At 66.2% G+C, this 16,372-nt stretch carries 11 protein-coding genes; 7 read left to right on the forward strand and 4 right to left on the reverse strand.

What is annotated here, in order from left to right:
• Positions 1-10: 10 nt before the first annotated feature.
• Positions 11-2,839: a sulfide/dihydroorotate dehydrogenase-like FAD/NAD-binding protein gene (locus ACFFJ6_RS01185; protein WP_378383505.1), complete on the reverse strand. Its 2,829-nt coding sequence runs from the start codon at positions 2,837-2,839 to the stop codon at positions 11-13.
• Positions 2,836-7,824 (reverse strand): 2-oxoacid:acceptor oxidoreductase family protein, encoded by a 4,989-nt coding sequence (locus ACFFJ6_RS01190; RefSeq protein WP_378383507.1) that lies wholly within the window; start codon positions 7,822-7,824, stop codon positions 2,836-2,838. The genes ACFFJ6_RS01185 and ACFFJ6_RS01190 overlap by 4 nt, the downstream gene beginning before the upstream one ends.
• Positions 7,825-8,274: 450 nt before the next feature.
• Here ACFFJ6_RS01190 and ACFFJ6_RS01195 point away from each other — a divergent pair, with 450 nt between their 5' ends.
• Both ACFFJ6_RS01195 and ACFFJ6_RS01200 read left to right on the forward strand, forming a co-directional pair.
• Positions 8,275-8,841 carry a DUF2478 domain-containing protein gene (locus ACFFJ6_RS01195; RefSeq protein WP_378383509.1) on the forward strand — a complete coding sequence of 189 codons (567 nt, stop codon included), beginning with the start codon at positions 8,275-8,277 and terminating at the stop codon, positions 8,839-8,841.
• Positions 8,842-9,344: 503 nt separating this feature from the next.
• Positions 9,345-10,148 (forward strand): DUF6662 family protein, encoded by an 804-nt coding sequence (locus tag ACFFJ6_RS01200; RefSeq protein ID WP_378383511.1) that lies wholly within the window; start codon positions 9,345-9,347, stop codon positions 10,146-10,148.
• A gap of 204 nt (positions 10,149-10,352) precedes the next feature.
• Here ACFFJ6_RS01200 and ACFFJ6_RS01205 read toward each other — a convergent pair whose 3' ends face one another.
• The gene (locus tag ACFFJ6_RS01205) at positions 10,353-10,565 is read right to left on the reverse strand and encodes a TOBE domain-containing protein (RefSeq protein ID WP_378383513.1); all 213 of its coding nucleotides are present in this window, start codon (positions 10,563-10,565) and stop codon (positions 10,353-10,355) included.
• A gap of 99 nt (positions 10,566-10,664) precedes the next feature.
• Here ACFFJ6_RS01205 and ACFFJ6_RS01210 point away from each other — a divergent pair, with 99 nt between their 5' ends.
• From ACFFJ6_RS01210 to ACFFJ6_RS01230, 5 genes are all read left to right on the forward strand, one after another.
• Entirely contained in the window at positions 10,665-11,456 is a 792-nt protein-coding gene (locus tag ACFFJ6_RS01210) for a TOBE domain-containing protein (RefSeq protein ID WP_378385690.1), read from the forward strand.
• Positions 11,457-11,555: 99 nt separating this feature from the next.
• Positions 11,556-12,362 carry a molybdate ABC transporter substrate-binding protein gene (modA, locus tag ACFFJ6_RS01215; protein ID WP_378385692.1) on the forward strand — a complete coding sequence of 269 codons (807 nt, stop codon included), beginning with the start codon at positions 11,556-11,558 and terminating at the stop codon, positions 12,360-12,362.
• A 309-nt stretch (positions 12,363-12,671) separates the two neighbouring features.
• A complete protein-coding gene (gene modB / locus ACFFJ6_RS01220) occupies positions 12,672-13,358 on the forward strand; it encodes a molybdate ABC transporter permease subunit (protein WP_378383515.1) in 687 nt (228 codons plus the stop codon).
• Complete coding sequence (modC, locus tag ACFFJ6_RS01225) at positions 13,355-14,485, forward strand: molybdenum ABC transporter ATP-binding protein (protein ID WP_378383517.1); 1,131 nt, start codon at positions 13,355-13,357, stop codon at positions 14,483-14,485. Before modB ends, modC begins: the two co-directional genes overlap by 4 nt.
• 144 nt (positions 14,486-14,629) lie before the next feature.
• Positions 14,630-15,202 carry a DUF2478 domain-containing protein gene (locus ACFFJ6_RS01230; protein WP_378383519.1) on the forward strand — a complete coding sequence of 191 codons (573 nt, stop codon included), beginning with the start codon at positions 14,630-14,632 and terminating at the stop codon, positions 15,200-15,202.
• On the opposite strand, the gene ACFFJ6_RS01235 is transcribed toward ACFFJ6_RS01230, so the two are convergent.
• A complete protein-coding gene (locus tag ACFFJ6_RS01235) occupies positions 15,175-16,143 on the reverse strand; it encodes a S8 family serine peptidase (RefSeq protein ID WP_378383521.1) in 969 nt (322 codons plus the stop codon). The two genes, ACFFJ6_RS01230 and ACFFJ6_RS01235, sit on opposite strands and share 28 nt — an antisense overlap.
• Positions 16,144-16,372: the final 229 nt, after the last annotated feature.

Here is a 16,372-nt window from a genome sequence, read left to right on the forward strand (position 1 = left end):
TAGGTCCCGCTTACGCGAACCCGTGCTTCTTCTTGCTCTCCAGTTCCTGCGCCTTGAAGGCGTTGAAGCGGGGGAGGAACTTGTCCCAGTCGATGATGTGGGCGTTGATTTCCGGGCCGTCGATGCAGGCGTGCTTACGCACCATTTTGCCGTCGATCGTCACCGGCACCATGCAGGCGCCGCACATGCCGGTGGCGTCGACCATGATCGAGTTGAGGCTGGCCACGGTCTTGACGCCGTAGGGCTTGGTGAGGTCGCTGACCGCGCGCATCATCAGCGGCGGGCCGATCGCGATGACTTCGGCGATGCTGCGGCCGATGCCCTGCTGATTGGCCTTCATCATCTCCTCGAGCGGGCCGGTGACGAAGCCTTTGACGCCGTAGCTGCCGTCATTGGTGGTGTAGATCAGCGACAGCTGACTGCCGAACTCCTGCTTGAGCTTGCCGACGCGCTCGTCGTCGCCGGTCCAGAACAGGAACTCCTTGGCGCGGAAGCCGGAGATCAGCGTGACGTGATTGCCGAGCCGGAGGTGCTCGCGCATGATCGGATACACCGGCGGCAGGCCGACGCCGCCGGCGCAGAACACCACGGTCTGGTTGCCGTCGTAGCGATGCAGCTCGGAGGCGCGGCCGAGCGGGCCGGCGATGCCGGTGAAGGCGTCGCCGATCGCCATGCGGTTGATCTCGAGCGACGAGGTGCCCATGCCCTGCACGACGAGATCGATGGTGCCTTTCTCGACGTCCCAATCCGCCAGCGTCAGCGGGATCAGCTCGCCCTTCTCCCACGGCAGCACGCGGACGAACTGTCCGGCCTGCGCCGAGCGCGCCACCATCGGCGCCCGCACGGTGAACTCGACGATACCGCCGGCCAGCGGCACCTTGCCCACGATGGTCTGCGCGATCTGACCGAGCTCGGTGTACTTCGCCGCACGGGCGACGCGGTCCTTGATCTCGGCCGGCGTGAACGGAATCTCGCCGACGATCTCGCGCGCCGCCGCCTGGCCGTCACCGGCCGCGCGGATCGCGGTGGAGCCGCCGCGCGCGGCGTCGCCGCCGGTGTAGACGTCCTTGATCGAGGTGCGCTGCGAGCCTTCCTCGACCTCGATGGTACCCCATTTATTGGTCTTCAGGCCGGGCTCGGCGTCCTTCATGATCGGGTTGGCGGTGTTGCCCAGCGCCATGATCACGAGATCGACCGGGACGCGCTCGATTTCGCCGGTCGGCTTCGGGCTGCGGCGGCCGGACTTGTCCGGTTCGCCGAGCTCGTTGACGTCGAGCAGCGCGTGGGTGACGAAATGGGTATGATCGTCGCCGATGAATTCGCGCGGCGCGCGTAGCACCGCGAGGTTGATGCCTTCCTCCAGCGCGTGATGCAGCTCCTCGACGCGGGCCGGCATCTCGCTCTTGGTGCGGCGATACACGATGGTGACGTTGCCGCCGAGCCGCTTGGCGGTGCGCGCCGCGTCCATCGCGGTATTGCCGCCGCCGATCACGAACACGTTCTTGTCCTTCACCTCCGGCAGCGGCGTCTCGTAGCGATCATCCAGGCCGCGCATCAGGTTGACGCGGGTCAGAAATTCGTTGGCTGACATCACGCCGAGCAGATGCTCGCCCGGCACGTTCATGAAGGTCGGAAGACCCGCGCCGGTGCCGACGAAGATCTTCCAGAAGCCTTCGGCCTTGAGGTCTTCGAGCGTCGCGGTCTTGCCGACCACGAAATTCTTCACGAAGCGGCCGCCGAGCAGGATGATCTTCTCGACGACGTCGTCGATCAGCGTGTTGGGCAGGCGGAATTCCGGAATGCCGTAGCGCAGCACACCGCCGAGGTCGTGAAACGCCTCGAAGATCGTGACCGGGAAACCTTCGACCGCGAGCAAGTAAGCGTTGATCAGGCCCGATGGGCCGGAGCCGACCACCGCGATCGGCGGCTTCACGGCCGCGGCCCAGGGCGAGATGCGGCCGGCGAAGCGCGCGTTGGCGTTCGGATCGACCAGCTTCTGATGCTCGGGCAGGTACCATTCGAGCTGGCCGATCTCGATCGGCCGCTTGGTGTGGGTGCAGACGCCCTGGCACTGCAGTTCCTGCGGGCAGACGCGGCCGGTGACGTTCGGCAGCGGGTTGCAGCTCTCGATCAGCTCCAAGGCTTCGCGATGCTTGCCGTTGCCAAGCAGGTCCAGCATCTCGGGGATGTGGATCTTCACCGGGCAGCCGCCCTTGGCTTCCTTCTTGCCCTGGATCAGCACGCCGAGTTCGCACGGCTTGTCGTCGCACTGCTTGTCGCGCATCACCTCGAGCCAGACGAACAGCTCGCATTCCCGCAGCGAATAGCCGATCGACTGGTAGCCGAGATAGCCCTGGTTGACGAGTTCGAAGTCGATCGCGCGCTCTTCCGCCGGACGGATGTAGGGCGGGATGAACGCTTCGCCCGGCCAGCCTTCCGACAGCTTCTCGAACATCGGGTAGCGACCGCGCAGATGCACGTCGATCGCCTTGATGAACTTGCGCTTGAACTTCAGCGGCAGCGCCCAGATGAAGCGCTGCAGGATGATCGACATGTCGTCGCCGCGCGCCAGCAGATTCCACAGCGTGCTGGTGAAGGCTTCACCCAGCTCCGGCTGCTGGAATTCCCAGACGATCGCCTGGGTGCCGTCGGCGATGAACATGTTGCGCAGCGACGCCGGATCGTTGACCAGGCGCTTCTGCAGCAGCGCGAGTTGCTTCTGGAACACGCCGACCGCTTCGCTGGCCTGCAGTTCCTCCAGCTCGGTCTTGGAGCTTTCCAGCGCGCTGCGCGCTTGCTGATAGCGTAGCACGTCGTTGGAGACGGTGAGGCCGCTCATCGGATGATCTCCGCGTCGCAGTTCGCCGCCGCGCGGCTCAGCTTGGCCGACAGTTCGGGCGTCACCTTGAGCTTGCCGAACACGCCGGGGATGACGTGGGCGACGTCCTTGGAGGCGCCGCCGACCACGATCTTGGTGAGTTCGAACACTTCAGGCACGTCCTGGTAGCAGCTCTTGCAGTTGGTGCATTTGCCCAAGTCCGCATCGTCGATGTGGATCGGCTCGCCGCCGTTGCCGTTGGCCGCCTTGGCGCCGTTGCTCGGCGCCGCCGCGGCCGGAGCCGGAGCGAAGCCGTTCATCAGCGCCGCGAAGCCGTTCGCGGCCGGTGCGTTGGAGGACGCCGCCAGTTCGCTCATGCCGCGCGCGATCTGGTCGAGCGAGGATTCGCGCGCCTTGACCTGCTCGGCATATTGCTGCTGCAGCGCCTCTAGTTCGACGCGGTGGCTGTCGTCGAGCGCGCGAACGTCGAAGCCGGCGAGCACCTGCAGCGTGCGCCAGTATTTGCGCCGCTCTTCGACCAGCGCCACCACGGTCTCGCCGACCGACAGCTTGACCAGCTTCTTGTCTGCGTCGGTCGCATAGATGAACGGCGTCTTGCCGGCGCGGGCGGCGGCGTCGAGCGCGACGTACTCGTCGATAGGCAGGCCGTCGGCATCCTTCTTCAGCGGCTTGAACTGCTTGCGGAAGCGGACTTCGGTGTGGGCGAAGTCGGCCGGCGTCAGCTTGGTCTTGAGCAGCTGCGTCGCACCGGCCTCGTCGATGTATTCGATCGACTTCGAGGCCCAGTCCTGGTCCGGCTCCGGATTGCCGTCGAGCGAAAACGCGCGCTCCAGCTTGCCGGCCTTGCGCGGATCGTGGACGAACACCGGATTCATCCGGCTCTCCACCGCGAGCCGCGCCTGGCGATTGGCGACGGCGTCGCCGATGCCGTGCTCGGCCTGGCACGGCGTGTAGACGTCGAGCACCGCCGGCGACGAAGTGTGGTTGAGGAACTCCATCACGTTCTTGAGGAAGTGGCCCTGCAGCGCGGTCGCGGTCTGCACCACGAACACGCTGGGATGGAACGAGGCGATCAGGCCGAGCTCCTTGCGGGATTCCTGCTTGCCGTGCTGTGCGACGCCGAACCGCGACAGGTCGCTGTCCTGGCCGGTGAGGCTGGCGGTCGAGGTCTGGCCGCCCGTGTTGGAGTAAGCGCCGGTGTTCAGCACCACCACCTTGATCGGGGTCTTGGTGGCGAGCAGCCGCGACAGCGCGCCGAAGCCGATGTCGTAGGTGGCGCCGTCGCCGCCCATGCTCAGCACGGTCGGGAGCATCTGGCGTTCTTCCGGCGTGAATTCGCTCCAGCCGAAATAGCGGAAGTAGCCGTCGTGCTTGGCGGCGTCGTAGGCGTCGTCCAGCTCCAGCTTCGCCACGCGCAGCGCGCGGAAATCTTCCGTCGCCTTGGCGGTGAGACCTTCGAAGATGCCCTTCGCCACCGCCGGCGTGTCCTGGAACAGGCTGTTCACCCACGGATCGGTGTAGGGGTTGAACGGGAAGGTCGACGCATAGACGCTCGAACAGCCGGTGGCATTGGCGATCACCATGCCGGAGGGGCCGTTGCCGGTCGGACCGCTCTCGTAGTTGTAGAGCCGCTTCTCCAGCGTCTGCAGCGTCGCGTCGATTCGTGCTACGCGAGCCGCATCGGAGGCCACCTCGGCGCGCTTGGCGGTGAGCTGATCGATCAGGCTTTCCAGCTCGCGGGTGTGGTCCTTGCGGCGCTTGTCATGGATGGCGTGATTGGTCGAGGTGACCAGGCGGATGGCGGTGACTTCGCCGCAGCCGCGGCAGGCGCCGTGGCCGCCGGTGGTCGCGTAGTAATTGGCGCGATCCAGCATCAGCCGCTTGGTCTCACCTTCCGGCTTGGTGGCGCCTTCGGTGAACCGCGCCGGGGTGTTGGGCGTGCGGCTGAGGAATTCGAACCGGGCCTGCAGCTGCTCCAGCATCGGCTCGTCCTGCTCGCGATCGACCAGAGCGCCGGGGCCGCAGACGTCGATACATTCGAGGCAGCCCGAGCATTTCCACGGATCGACGCTGACCGAATACAGGCCGCCCGAGCCCGGCTGGCTCTTCTCCATCGCATCGAAGAACGGCCGCGTCCGCGCCACCGGATACACCGACAGCGCCGCCGACAGCTTGCCGAAGTTGCGGTTCAGCGTGGCGTTGTCGACGTTCAGCGCCTCCGCGGCCTGCGCGACGATTTCGGCGAACGGCTTGTCGTCTTTGCCGCCGCGATAGACTTCGCGGATCGCCTCGGTCAGCGCCGGCACCTTCTCCCGCAGCGCATCCTGCTGGGCGGGCGCGATGTCGAGCTGCTTGATCGCGGTGCCGAGCAGTTCGTGGATGTCGTGCACTGCGTTCGGAATCGCGGCGTCGGGGCAGACCAGCGCGCATTCCATGCAGCCGGTGCACAGGTCGGCTTTGAACTCCGGCACGTTGCGGCGGAACAGGCCCTTGTCCTTGGCGGCGGCGGAGCCCGCCGGCATGAACATGCCGATGCCCGGCAGCACCGGCGCGTCCGCGATGGTGCCGTCGCGGAACGGGCCGGCGAGCACGTCGTCGTAGTACTCCGGATCGAGGAAGCCCGACGCCTGCGCCGGCGCGGCGGCGCGGCACATCGAGGCAGAGATCGAAGCGTCGCGCCTCGCCTTCGGCGCCGCCTTGATGGCGTCCTCGCTGAATTCCGGCGCGTCGACGTCGACCTTGTGGGTCGCCTCGAGACCTTCGCGGATCACCGCCATGTTGCCTTCGACGATGTCTCCGCCCTTGGCGCCGAACTTCTTCGAGATCTGCTGGCGGATTTTGTTGAGCATCGCCTCCTGCGACGCGTCGGCCACGACGCGATCGACATTGCCGCACACCGCGCCGATGAAGGCGATGCCCATCATGCGGGTTTCGAGTTCGGCGGTCGGCGCGTGGCGTTTGGCCACCGCGAAGGCGTCGATCACGTAGAACTTGATCTTCTTGTCGCGGATGGTCTGCCGCGCCTTGGCGGGCAGGTCACGCCACACTTCCAGCGCCGTCAGGTTGGTCTGCAGGATGAAGGTGCCGCCCTCGACCAGGCCGCGCAGCGGGTTGGTGTGGACGAACACCTTGTGGTCCGGCGAGATCACGATCTCGACGTCCTCCAGCTCGGCGTTGGTGATCTTCACCGGCTCCGGCGACAGCGTGATGTAGTAGTTGGTCGGCGCGCCGCTCTTTTCCGAGCCGTATTTCGGCGCCGACTTCGAATGCATGTCGAGCGCGCCGGCAAGAATGTCGGTGAGCAGCTTGCCGGACGCGATGGTGCCGTAGCCGCCGATCGAGTGGAAGCGGATGCGGAACGCGGACGGCGGCAGCAGATTCGGGTTCGGCCCCGTTTCCAGCGCCATGTACCGCGTTTCCGGGTAGGCCGCCTTCAGCCGGTTCTGCAGCGCCTCCATACGCGGCGACGCATTCTCGGTGAAAAATCGCGTGCCGAGATACACGAACGGCGCCGAGTCCGGCTTCTCCATATTGGCGTAGCAGGCGATCAGGTCGCGCGGCTGCAGGTCGTGGCCGCCGAGGCCGAAGATCGCGGTGGTGATCTTCGGCAGCTTGTCGAGCGCCGGGATGCCGGCATGACGCACGCCGGCGTCGCCGTTCTCGCGCGCCTTGCACAGCGCCTGGGTGACGAACTGGGTCAGCGCGGTGACGTCCGAGCGCTCCAGCACGGTGACGGCAGTCTTGCCCTTCAACGTCTCGACCAGTTCGGCTTCCGGGAACGGCTGCAGCATCTTGATCGACACCACGCCGACCTTCTTGCCCTGCGAGCGCAAGTACGCCGCGACCGCTTCGGCGTCGTCGGTGACCGAACCGAGCCCGACCACGACGTGCTCGGCGTCGTCGCACATGTAAGTCATCACCGGCTTGTATTCGCGGCCCGTCAGCGCGGCGTATTCCGCCATCGCTTCGGTGACGAAACGCGGCACCGCATTGACGAAGTGGGTGCGGTGGTCGACCGCGCCGGCCTGGAAGTCCGGCTGGTTCTGCACGCCGCCGGTGAGACCGGGATTATCGATGTCGACCAGCGCCGGCACCAGCTGCCGCGTGCCCTTCTCGGGCGCGTTGATCCACTGCCGCTTCCACGGGCCGCGCAGTTCTTCCGGCACGTAAGCGAGCGTCTCGGCGACGATCTTGCCGTCATTGTCGGCCTCGATCGCGTCGGCATTGTCGTCCAGAAACTTCTTGAGCGCCGCGAGGTCGGCCGCGACGAAGTCGGTGTCGTGACGCAGCAGATATTGCTTGAGCTGGAACACGCGGCCCTTGGCGCCGAACAGCATTTCCTGCGCCACGGTCGGGCACTTGATGCGGCCGGCCGGGTCGCCGAGGAAGTCGCGCAGCAGCTCAGGCTCCGGCATCAGCGCTTCGGACAGCATGTGCGAGGTGGCGAAGCCGTCCATCGCATTGGCGACGGGGATCAACGAGGTCGCGGCCACCTTGTAGGAGATCGCCGCGAGGTCGGCGGCTTCCTGCGGATTGGAGCCGAACAGGATGGTGTAGCCCGACGACAGCAGCGCATAGACGTCGTCATGGCCGGCCATCACGTTGAGCGAGTGCTTCGACACCACGCGCGCGGCGACCTGCAGCACGAAGCCGCCGACCTTCTTGCCTACGGTGACGTAGTGCGATTCCAGCCCGTACAGGATGCCCTGGCTCGACGACGCGTTGGAGATGAACTTGCCGCCGGTTAGCGCCGCGCCGAGCGCGCCGGACTGCGCCGAGTGCTCACCCTCGGGCTCGAAGAAGAACGGGTGCTTGCCCCAGACGTTGCAGCCGCCCGAGGAGCGAAACGCTTCGTAGATCTCGGAGATCTCGGTCGAGGGCGTGATCGGGTAGCCGATGACGCCGCCGCAGACATGACCCATCACCTGCGCCACCGCGCCGTTGCCATGAATGACGGAGGGAATGCCGGGATATTTTGCGTTCATGGGTCGTGTCCATCTCTATGACTGGTGGCGCAGCGATGCGCGTCGCGGCTGTGCCGGAGAACAGCGTTTCCTGGCCGCGGCGGCTGCCCTTGCAGCGGGCGGCGACACTCGTCTTGGTCTTCAGAAGTGGCTACCGGCGGGGCTCAACCTCCGCGGTGGTAAAGCCGTAGCCCTGTGTGCGGTGCACTAGCATGGGCGTGGAACACCCGATTTGACGCGCATCAAAAGCAAAGCTTTTGTGGTCGTTTTGGAAATTTAATTACAAGATCGGTTCTGCGAAGCATCCGCAGGTTCAATGATACGGCCGCCGGAATTCTGGCGTGCTGCGTTGCATCTAAAGGAGAAATTGTTCCAGGGCCTCGATCGTTATATACATACCTATATGACGGCCGATCCGGGCACTTCAAATGAGAAGGCGTGGGGAGAGTCGGCGCAGCCGGCGGAGGACCGATGACCTTCGATTCACAATGCGATCTGGCGGCACTGGTCTACGAGCCGGGGGACGATCCGGATGCGCTGCTGCGCGCCTTCGCCGATGATCTAAATGCGCGAGGGGCCCGCGCCGTCGGTCTGGTGCAATTCGGCGAGCGGCTCGATGGCGCGCCGCGGCTGGCGGCGACGCTGCTGCCCAGTGGCGAGCAGGTGTCGCTGTATCAGGACCTCGGCGCAGCGGCGACCGGCTGCCGGCTCGATCCCGGTCAGTTGCTCGCCGCCGGCGGCCGCGTCGGATCGGCGATGGACGAGGGCGCCGATCTCGTCATCATCAACCGCTTCGGTCAGCAGGAAAGCGAAGGCCGCGGCCTTCTGCATCTGATCGTCCGCGCGATCAGCGCCGATATCCCGGTGGTGATCGCGGTGCCGGCGAAGCGTTTCGACGCCTGGATCCGCTTCGCCGACGGCATGAGCGTGCGGCTACGCTGCGATCGCCGCGCATTGGATGGCTGGTGGGCGAGCCTCTCGGCCCGCGGCCGCGGCAACGCTCCGGCGCACACCACCGTCTGCGAAGTTTTCAAGTAGGTCCGCATCGCCCGGCGCATTCGACCAAGCTGGTTGGCGGTATCGTCTGCCGCCTTGCGTTGCTGTCGACTGCCGCTGCTGTGGACGGAGCGGCGACGCTCTCGTCGGATCGACGACCGCCGAGTGTGCGCAGCTCGCCGCCAAGCTAGTATCAATATACTGACGGCGCGAATATTCGGGTAGCTAACTACCCTGTCATTGTCTTTCGTCAAAACTGGGCGCCGCCTAACTTACTGATCCTATAAAACAAACGCTTTGACCGGCGGCTACCATCAGTTGCAATTAGTTCCCGTAACTAATTGCTTGTGTACGGGGGTCGAATGTTGCGGACGATGCGTGCGGCGCGGGAATGCCTCGCAAAAATTCATTTCAAGGTCTTGTTTGCCACCTTGCTGGCTGGTGCCGCGTTGCCTGTGGTCGCGAGGGCTGGCGATGCGCCAATCTGGTTGTCCAGCGGCCCGACTGCGTCCAGCGGCGCTTCGCCGCGTGAAGCCTCACACGATGTGAAGCCAGGGGATGATCGCGTCGACACCGAGCACATCTTCGGCTTCAGCATGGGCTCGGACATCGGCAAGCAGGGCGAGATCGAGCTTGAGATCGAGAATATCGGCCGGTTCGGTAAGCGTTTCGGCTCCTACACGGGCATCGGTGTGCTGTCGCAGGTCAAGTTCGTGCTGACCGACAACTTTCGCGTCGCGCCGGGCGTGAGCTTCGCCTCGACGCAGACCAATGGCGTGCCGGGTATGATCGATAATCGCCGCACCGCGCTGGCCGGCGCGTCGATGGAATTCCGCTACAAGGTGCTCGATCGCGACGTGATGCCGTTCGGCCTGACGCTGCACGCGGCGCCGGCGTGGAATCGTGTCGACGAACTCACCGGTCTCGACATCCAGACCTACGGCAGCGAGTTAGCCGCGCTGATGGATAAAGAGCTGATCCGTGACACGCTGTTCGCGACCGTCAATCTCTGGTTCTCGGCCGGCGCGTCGCGCGAGCTGAGCAACGAATGGTGCCGCGATTCCGAACTCGCCGTGAATGCCGCGCTGTCTTACAAGGTCGGCCCGGATTTGATCGTCGGCGTCGAGGCCCGCTATCTGCGGGCTTACGACGGTCTCGGCCTCGATCGCTTCGTCGGCGACGCGGTCTATCTCGGCCCGACCTTCTCGACGCATCTCGCCCACAATGTCGGGCTGTCGGGTACCTTCAGCACCCAGGTCGCCGGCAAGGCGGCGCACGACCATCAGCACCTCGACCTTGACGATTTCGAGCGCCACCAGGCGATGCTGCGCTTCAACTATCTGTTCTGAGCACTGCGTCGAGGGCCGACACGAGCGGTGGGCTCACAATTCTCGTCGTGGCCGGGCTTCGTCCGCCTGCGGGGCCGGCGCCCCTTTCGGCGCGGCGAAGGCCCGGGCATCCACGTTCTTTGCGCCGGGCACCGCCAGAAACACGTGGATGCCCGGGGACGAGCCGGGCATGACGGTTGGGGGAGGGGGCGATTTCGGGGTCGCTTAGTCGCCGATCGCGACCAGCACATCGGACGCCTTGATCACCGCGGTGGCGGGCTGGCCCTTGGCGAGGGCAAGTTCTTCGACCGCCTCGTTGGTAATCGCCGCGGTGACGATGGCGCCGCCACCGATATCGATGCGGACGTGCGATGTCGTCGCACCCTTCAGGATGTCGATGATGGTGCCCTTGAGCTGATTGCGTGCGCTGATCTTCATAGCCGAATCTCCTAGTTGCGAACGCGCCCGATCAGGGTTAGCGTTATATAGATCGGCTATATGACCAAAACAGACCGAGGACGAGCCCTTCTTATGTCGATGCCGATCGAGGCGACGATTACACTTAAGGCGAAGGACATCTCGGGCGTCGGCCGGGAGCGTATCCGTCTGCTGCAGGCGGTCGCGCGCGAGGGCAGCATCACCGCCGGCGCCAAGGCCGCGGGTCTCAGCTACAAGGCCGCGTGGGACGCGCTCGACGCGATGACCAACATGTTCGGCCGGCCGCTGCTGGAGACGCGCACCGGCGGCAAGGCCGGCGGCGGCGCGGCGCTGACGCCGACCGGCGCGCGGGTGATCGAAGCCTTTGGCCGGCTGGAAGCCGAGATGGCGCGGGTGTTCCGCAGCCTGGAGCCCGATCTCGCCGGCACCGGCATTTCCCCGATCAATCTCGTCTCCGGATTCTTCATGAAAACCAGCGCCCGCAACGCCCTTCGCGGCACGATCACCGACATCAGGTCGGATACGCTGAGCGCCGAAGTCGCCGTCGCGGTTTCGGCCGAGACCACGATCTATGCGCTGCTGACCAGCGAGAGCGTGCGCAGTCTGGGCCTGTTTGTCGGCCGTGAAGTGATCGTGCTGATCAAGGCGCCGTTCGTGCTGATCTCGCCGGGCGCCGAGGCGCCGCTGGTGTCGGCGCGCAACTGCGTCCGCGGCACGGTGCGGCGTGCCGACATTTCCGCCGTCAATGCCGAGATCGTGCTCGACATCGGCGACGACAAGACTCTCGCCGCCTCGATCACCGCGCGCAGCGCCGAGGACATGAAGCTGTCGCAGGGCGATGCCGCCTGCGCGCTGTTCGACGCCGCCCACGTCATCATTGCCATCGATTGATCCCCATGCATCCGCTTCATTGCGAGGAGCGAAGCGACGAAGCAATCCAGGAGCACCGTGCAAGTGGCTGGATTGCTTCGTCGGCTGCGCCTCCTCGCAATGACGGCTGAGAGTTCATCGTCCACACTTAGGAGTCATGCCTTGAAACACGTCCTCAAATTCGCGCTGCTCGGCGCTTTCACTGTCGCGCTGTCTGCTAACACCGCTCTCGCCGGTTCGACGAATGTGGCGGTGGCGGCGAATTTCACTGAGCCGGTGAAGGAGATCGCGGCGGCGTTCAAGGCCAAGACCGGGCACGATCTGGTGCTGTCGTTCGGCGCCAGCGGCCAGTTCTACACCCAGATCACCCAGGACGCGCCGTTCGAGGTGTTCCTGTCGGCCGACTCGGCGCGGCCGAAGAAGCTCGCCGAGGAAGGGCTCGGCGTGAAGGACAGCGTCTTCACCTACGCGATCGGCAAGCTGGTGCTGTGGAGCAAGTCGCCCGGCGTGGTGAAGGGCGAGCAGACGCTGAAGGACGCCAAGTTCGCCAAGATCTCGATCTGCAACCCGGTCGCCGCGCCTTACGGCGCCGCCGCGGTCGAGACCATGCAGGCGTTGAAGCTCGACGCCGAGCTGAAGCCGAAGCTCGTCGAGGGCGCCAACATCACCCAGGCCTATCAGTTCGTGCAGACCGGCAACGCCGAAGTCGGCTTCGTCGCGTTGTCGCAGGTGATCGCCGACAAGGATGGCTCGCGCTGGCTGGTGCCGCAGAACCTGTACAAGCCGATCACCCAGGATGCCGTGCTGCTGAAGAAGGGCGAAGCCAATGTCGCGGCGAAGGCCTTCATCGACTTCCTGAAGGGCCCGGAGTCGCGCGCGATCATCGAGAAGTTCGGCTACGAAGTCGCCCCCGGCAAGGCGAGCTGAGCGACGCCGCATGCAAGCGCTCCTTCCCGTCATTGCGAAGCACTGCAGCTTAGTGCACGGCGCTTCGCTCGCGTGCGGCAGGGCGGTCGCGAGTGCGAGTTCGGGAGCGCTGCGGGCATCACCCTCCCCTGGAGGGGGAGGGTCGCTCGCGCAGCGAGCGGGGTGGGGTGGCGAAGATTTCATCCGCAGTACCCGCGGCTCACCCCACCCCGGCGTGCCTCGCGATGCGAGGCCCGCCGACCCTCCCCCTCAAGGGGACGGTGAAGATCGCGAGGTGCCAGCGCCTTGCGCCGGACTCATGGCGCACCAATGACCGGCCTTCCCCCCGACATCTGGCAGCCGGTCTGGCTCACCGTCGAACTTGCAGTGATCACCACGGTGATCCTGTTGATCGTCGGAACGCCGATCGCGTGGTGGCTGGCGCGGTCGAAGGCGGCGTGGAAGGAAGGCGTCGCCGCCATCGTGGCGATGCCGCTGGTGCTGCCGCCGACCGTGCTCGGCTTCTATCTGCTGGTGCTGATGGGGCCGGACGGGCCGGGGGGTGCGATCGCCGGGCTGTGGGGCGGGCGCACGCTGGCGTTCACCTTTGGCGGCCTGGTGTTTGGTTCGGTGATCTATTCGATGCCGTTCGTGGTGCAGCCGATCCGCAACGCGTTCGATGCGATCGGCGACCGGCCTCTGGAAGTCGCCGCGACCCTGCGTGCCTCGCCGTTGAAAACGTTCTGGACGGTGGCGGTGCCGCTGGCGCGGCCGGGCTTTCTCGCCGGCGCCGTGCTCGGCTTCGCCCACACGGTCGGCGAGTTCGGCATCGTGCTGATGATCGGCGGCAATATCCCGGGACGCACCAAGGTGCTGTCGGTGGCGATCTACGATTACGTCGAGACCTCGCAATGGCGTGAGGCCAACATTCTCGCCGGCGGCATGGCGGCGTTCGCCTTCGTGGTGATCCTGACGATGATGATGTTGGAAAAGCGTACTGCACGGCTTCGCGGATGAGGGCGATCTCTCCGCGCAGCATTCGTGGCGAATTCCGCGGGCGGCTCGGCGGCTTTGCGCTCGATGCCTCGTTCAGCGTGCCGGCGATCGGCATCACCGGCCTGTTCGGCCCGTCGGGCTGCGGCAAGTCCACGGTGCTGCGCTGTCTCGCCGGGTTGCAGCATCTGCCAGGCAGCCTGTGCGAAGTCGATGGCGATGTCTGGCAGGACGACACGACGTTCCTCAAGCCGCATCAGCGACCGATTGGCTACGTGTTTCAGGAAGCCAGCCTGTTTCAGCACCTGACGGTGCGGGACAATCTGATGTACGGCGCGCCCAAGCGCAAAGCAGGGTCGTTGCCCGGCGACATCGCATTCGACGAAGTGATCGAGCTGCTCGGCCTCGCGCGGCTGCTGCCGCGGGCGCCGCGCAATCTGTCCGGCGGCGAGCGTCAGCGCGTCGCGATCGGCCGCGCGCTGCTGTCGCAGCCGAAATTGCTGCTGATGGACGAGCCGCTGTCGGCGCTCGACCGGCTCACCAAGGACGAGATCCTGCCGTTCCTGGAGCGGCTCCACGCCCGGCTGCTGCTGCCGGTGATCTATGTCAGTCACGACATGGCCGAGATCGAGCGACTGGCCGATCATCTGGTCCTGATGCAGGCCGGGCGGGTGATCGGCGTCGGCCCGTTGTCGGAGCTGCAAAGTAATCCGGCGTTGCCGCTCGCGACCTCGCGCGACGCCGCGGTCAATGTCGACGCGACGTCGGACTCCTACGATGCCGCATACGGGCTGCTGACGTTGCGGCTCGACGGCGGCAAGCTGCTGGTGCCGTCTGCGCCGGTGCCCGCCGGCGAGCGCCGCCGGATCCGGATCGCGGCCGGCGATGTCAGCCTGTCACGCGAAGCGCCGCGCGAGACGTCGATCCTCAACGCGCTGGCGGTGCGGATCGTCTCCACTTCGGCGATCGGTCCCAACGAAGTCCTGGTCGTGCTGGCGCTCGGGCCGGCCGGCAACGGCGCGCGGCTGCTGGCCCGTGTGACGCGGCGATCCTGGGATCAGTTGGCGCTCGCCGAAGGGCTCGACGTGTTCGCGCAGGTCAAGGGCGTCGCGCTGGCGCCCGAGCGTGCCATCAGCGAGCCGCCGAAGTAACAACTCGCCGCCGCCCGCGGCCGCGCGGCACGCCGTTCGCATAGTTCTCAACAGCGCCGATGCGCATTCCGGTCAGCTACACGATTACCAGTCGTGTCGGGACTGCGACGCCGCGCGCCCGCTCGTGTTGGAGGAGATGAGACAATGTCGTTCGAAAACAATCACTCGATGGCCATCGCGGCGGTGCGTGGCGGGCCCGGCACGCCGGCCGCCGATGTGCTGACCGCCTTTGCGCTGCGCCGCAAGGCCGAGGGCGTCGCGATCGTGGGCGTCATCGTGCCGCCGGAAGACACCGGCCACGGCCACGATGCTCACGGCGGCGGCCACGAGGGCTGCGAATGCCGCAGCGAGTTGATCGACGTCGCCACCGGCGACCGCTACGCGATGCATCAGGATCTGGGCTCGGGATCGCAGGCCTGCAATCTGAACTCGTCGTCGCTGGCGCTCGCTGCCGGTGCGGTCGAACGCGCGCTTGCCGGCAAGCCGGAGCTCGTCGTGCTGAGCCGGTTCGGTGGCCAGGAGGCGCAGCGCGGCGGTCTGATGTCGGCCTTCCAGGCTGCGGTCGCGGCCGGCGTACCGGTCGCCTGCGTGGTCACGCCGAAAGCCGAAGCCGTCTGGGATGACTTCGCGGGCGGCCTGTCAGTGTCGTTGCCGCCGGAGGCGGATGCGCTGGAAGCCTGGTGGCAGGGTCAGGCCCGCGGCCGAAACGCGGCGTGATCTGACCGTCGCGAACTCGTCTGGGTCCGATGCCACAGCCCGAACGGCGAGACCGCGGACGTATCCTGGAGCACGCCGGTGAGACGAGCCGCTGCGGCTTCGATATTGGCGCGCCCGATCCAGGCGCGTTGGCACTCCTGGGCGCGGTCGGCCATCCGTGGCGTCGCGCTGTTCAGGATCGCCTCCCCCGCCGCACCTGGATCGGGCGTCTGGCCGTGCTGGCTCTGGGCACCGAGCAGCAGGCCGGCCACGCCGGCAATCAGCGCCGCCGCATAGTTTGCGCCGCGGCGCGCCCTGTTGCTGCCTTCGAGCGCAGCGCCGATCAGCGCAGCGCCCGGCACCGTGATGCCGATGTCGCGCAGGCTGATGTCGCCGCCTCCGATCAGGCGTCCGCGCCTGTCGATGGCGCCGACCGGCAGCAGCCGGGCCGCGCCGCATCGGAGCAGCAGGCTGCCGCAGCTGTCGCGGGCGCCGCCGACGACGATCAGGACGTTGGCCGCGTTGCACCGGTCCACCGCAGCGATCAGCGCCTCGGTCGGCTGGCGCCGTCCTTCGAACACTCCGCCGCTGATATGAATGATGTGCGCGCCGTGCTCGACGGCCATGTCGATCGCCTGGGCGAGGTCGGCTTGCGTGCACACCGGCCTGTCGTCGCGGAAGATCGGCGCGATCAGCCCACGGCACAGCGGCGCCACGCCCTCCACCGAACTACAAGCCTGGCCGAAGATCAGGCTGGCGATATGCGTGCCCTGCGCCGTCGCCGGTCCGTCCGCGCACTGACGCGCAGCGGCGGTATCAAGCGGCACCAAGCGGGCTCCGCGAAAGCAATCGTGGGTTCGGTCGACTGGACCATCCAATACCGCGATAGTGATCTCGGCGTCGCCGCCGCCGAATGCGAACAGAATTTCCTGCTGGAATTCTGCGCCAACTACCCCTACCATCACACCCCGCCCGCACTCACGTCGCCGCACGTCATCACGCGAACTACTCGCATGCGGGACGCTGGCGTTCTGCCCAGCGACCGGCGGCCTCTCCTGATGCTCTTCCGAAGAATTTCGCCCTGCGGAACAGCACACAGTGTATTTTCCTTATCGCCACCCTCTTCGTCTTCTTATCGAGGACCATCAGGCGTGAAAACGGCGTGATCCGTGCGTGAAAAATGCTATCCTA

Source organism: Rhodopseudomonas telluris, from assembly GCF_042432815.1.
In the GTDB taxonomy this organism is placed as follows: domain Bacteria; phylum Pseudomonadota; class Alphaproteobacteria; order Rhizobiales; family Xanthobacteraceae; genus Rhodopseudomonas; species Rhodopseudomonas telluris.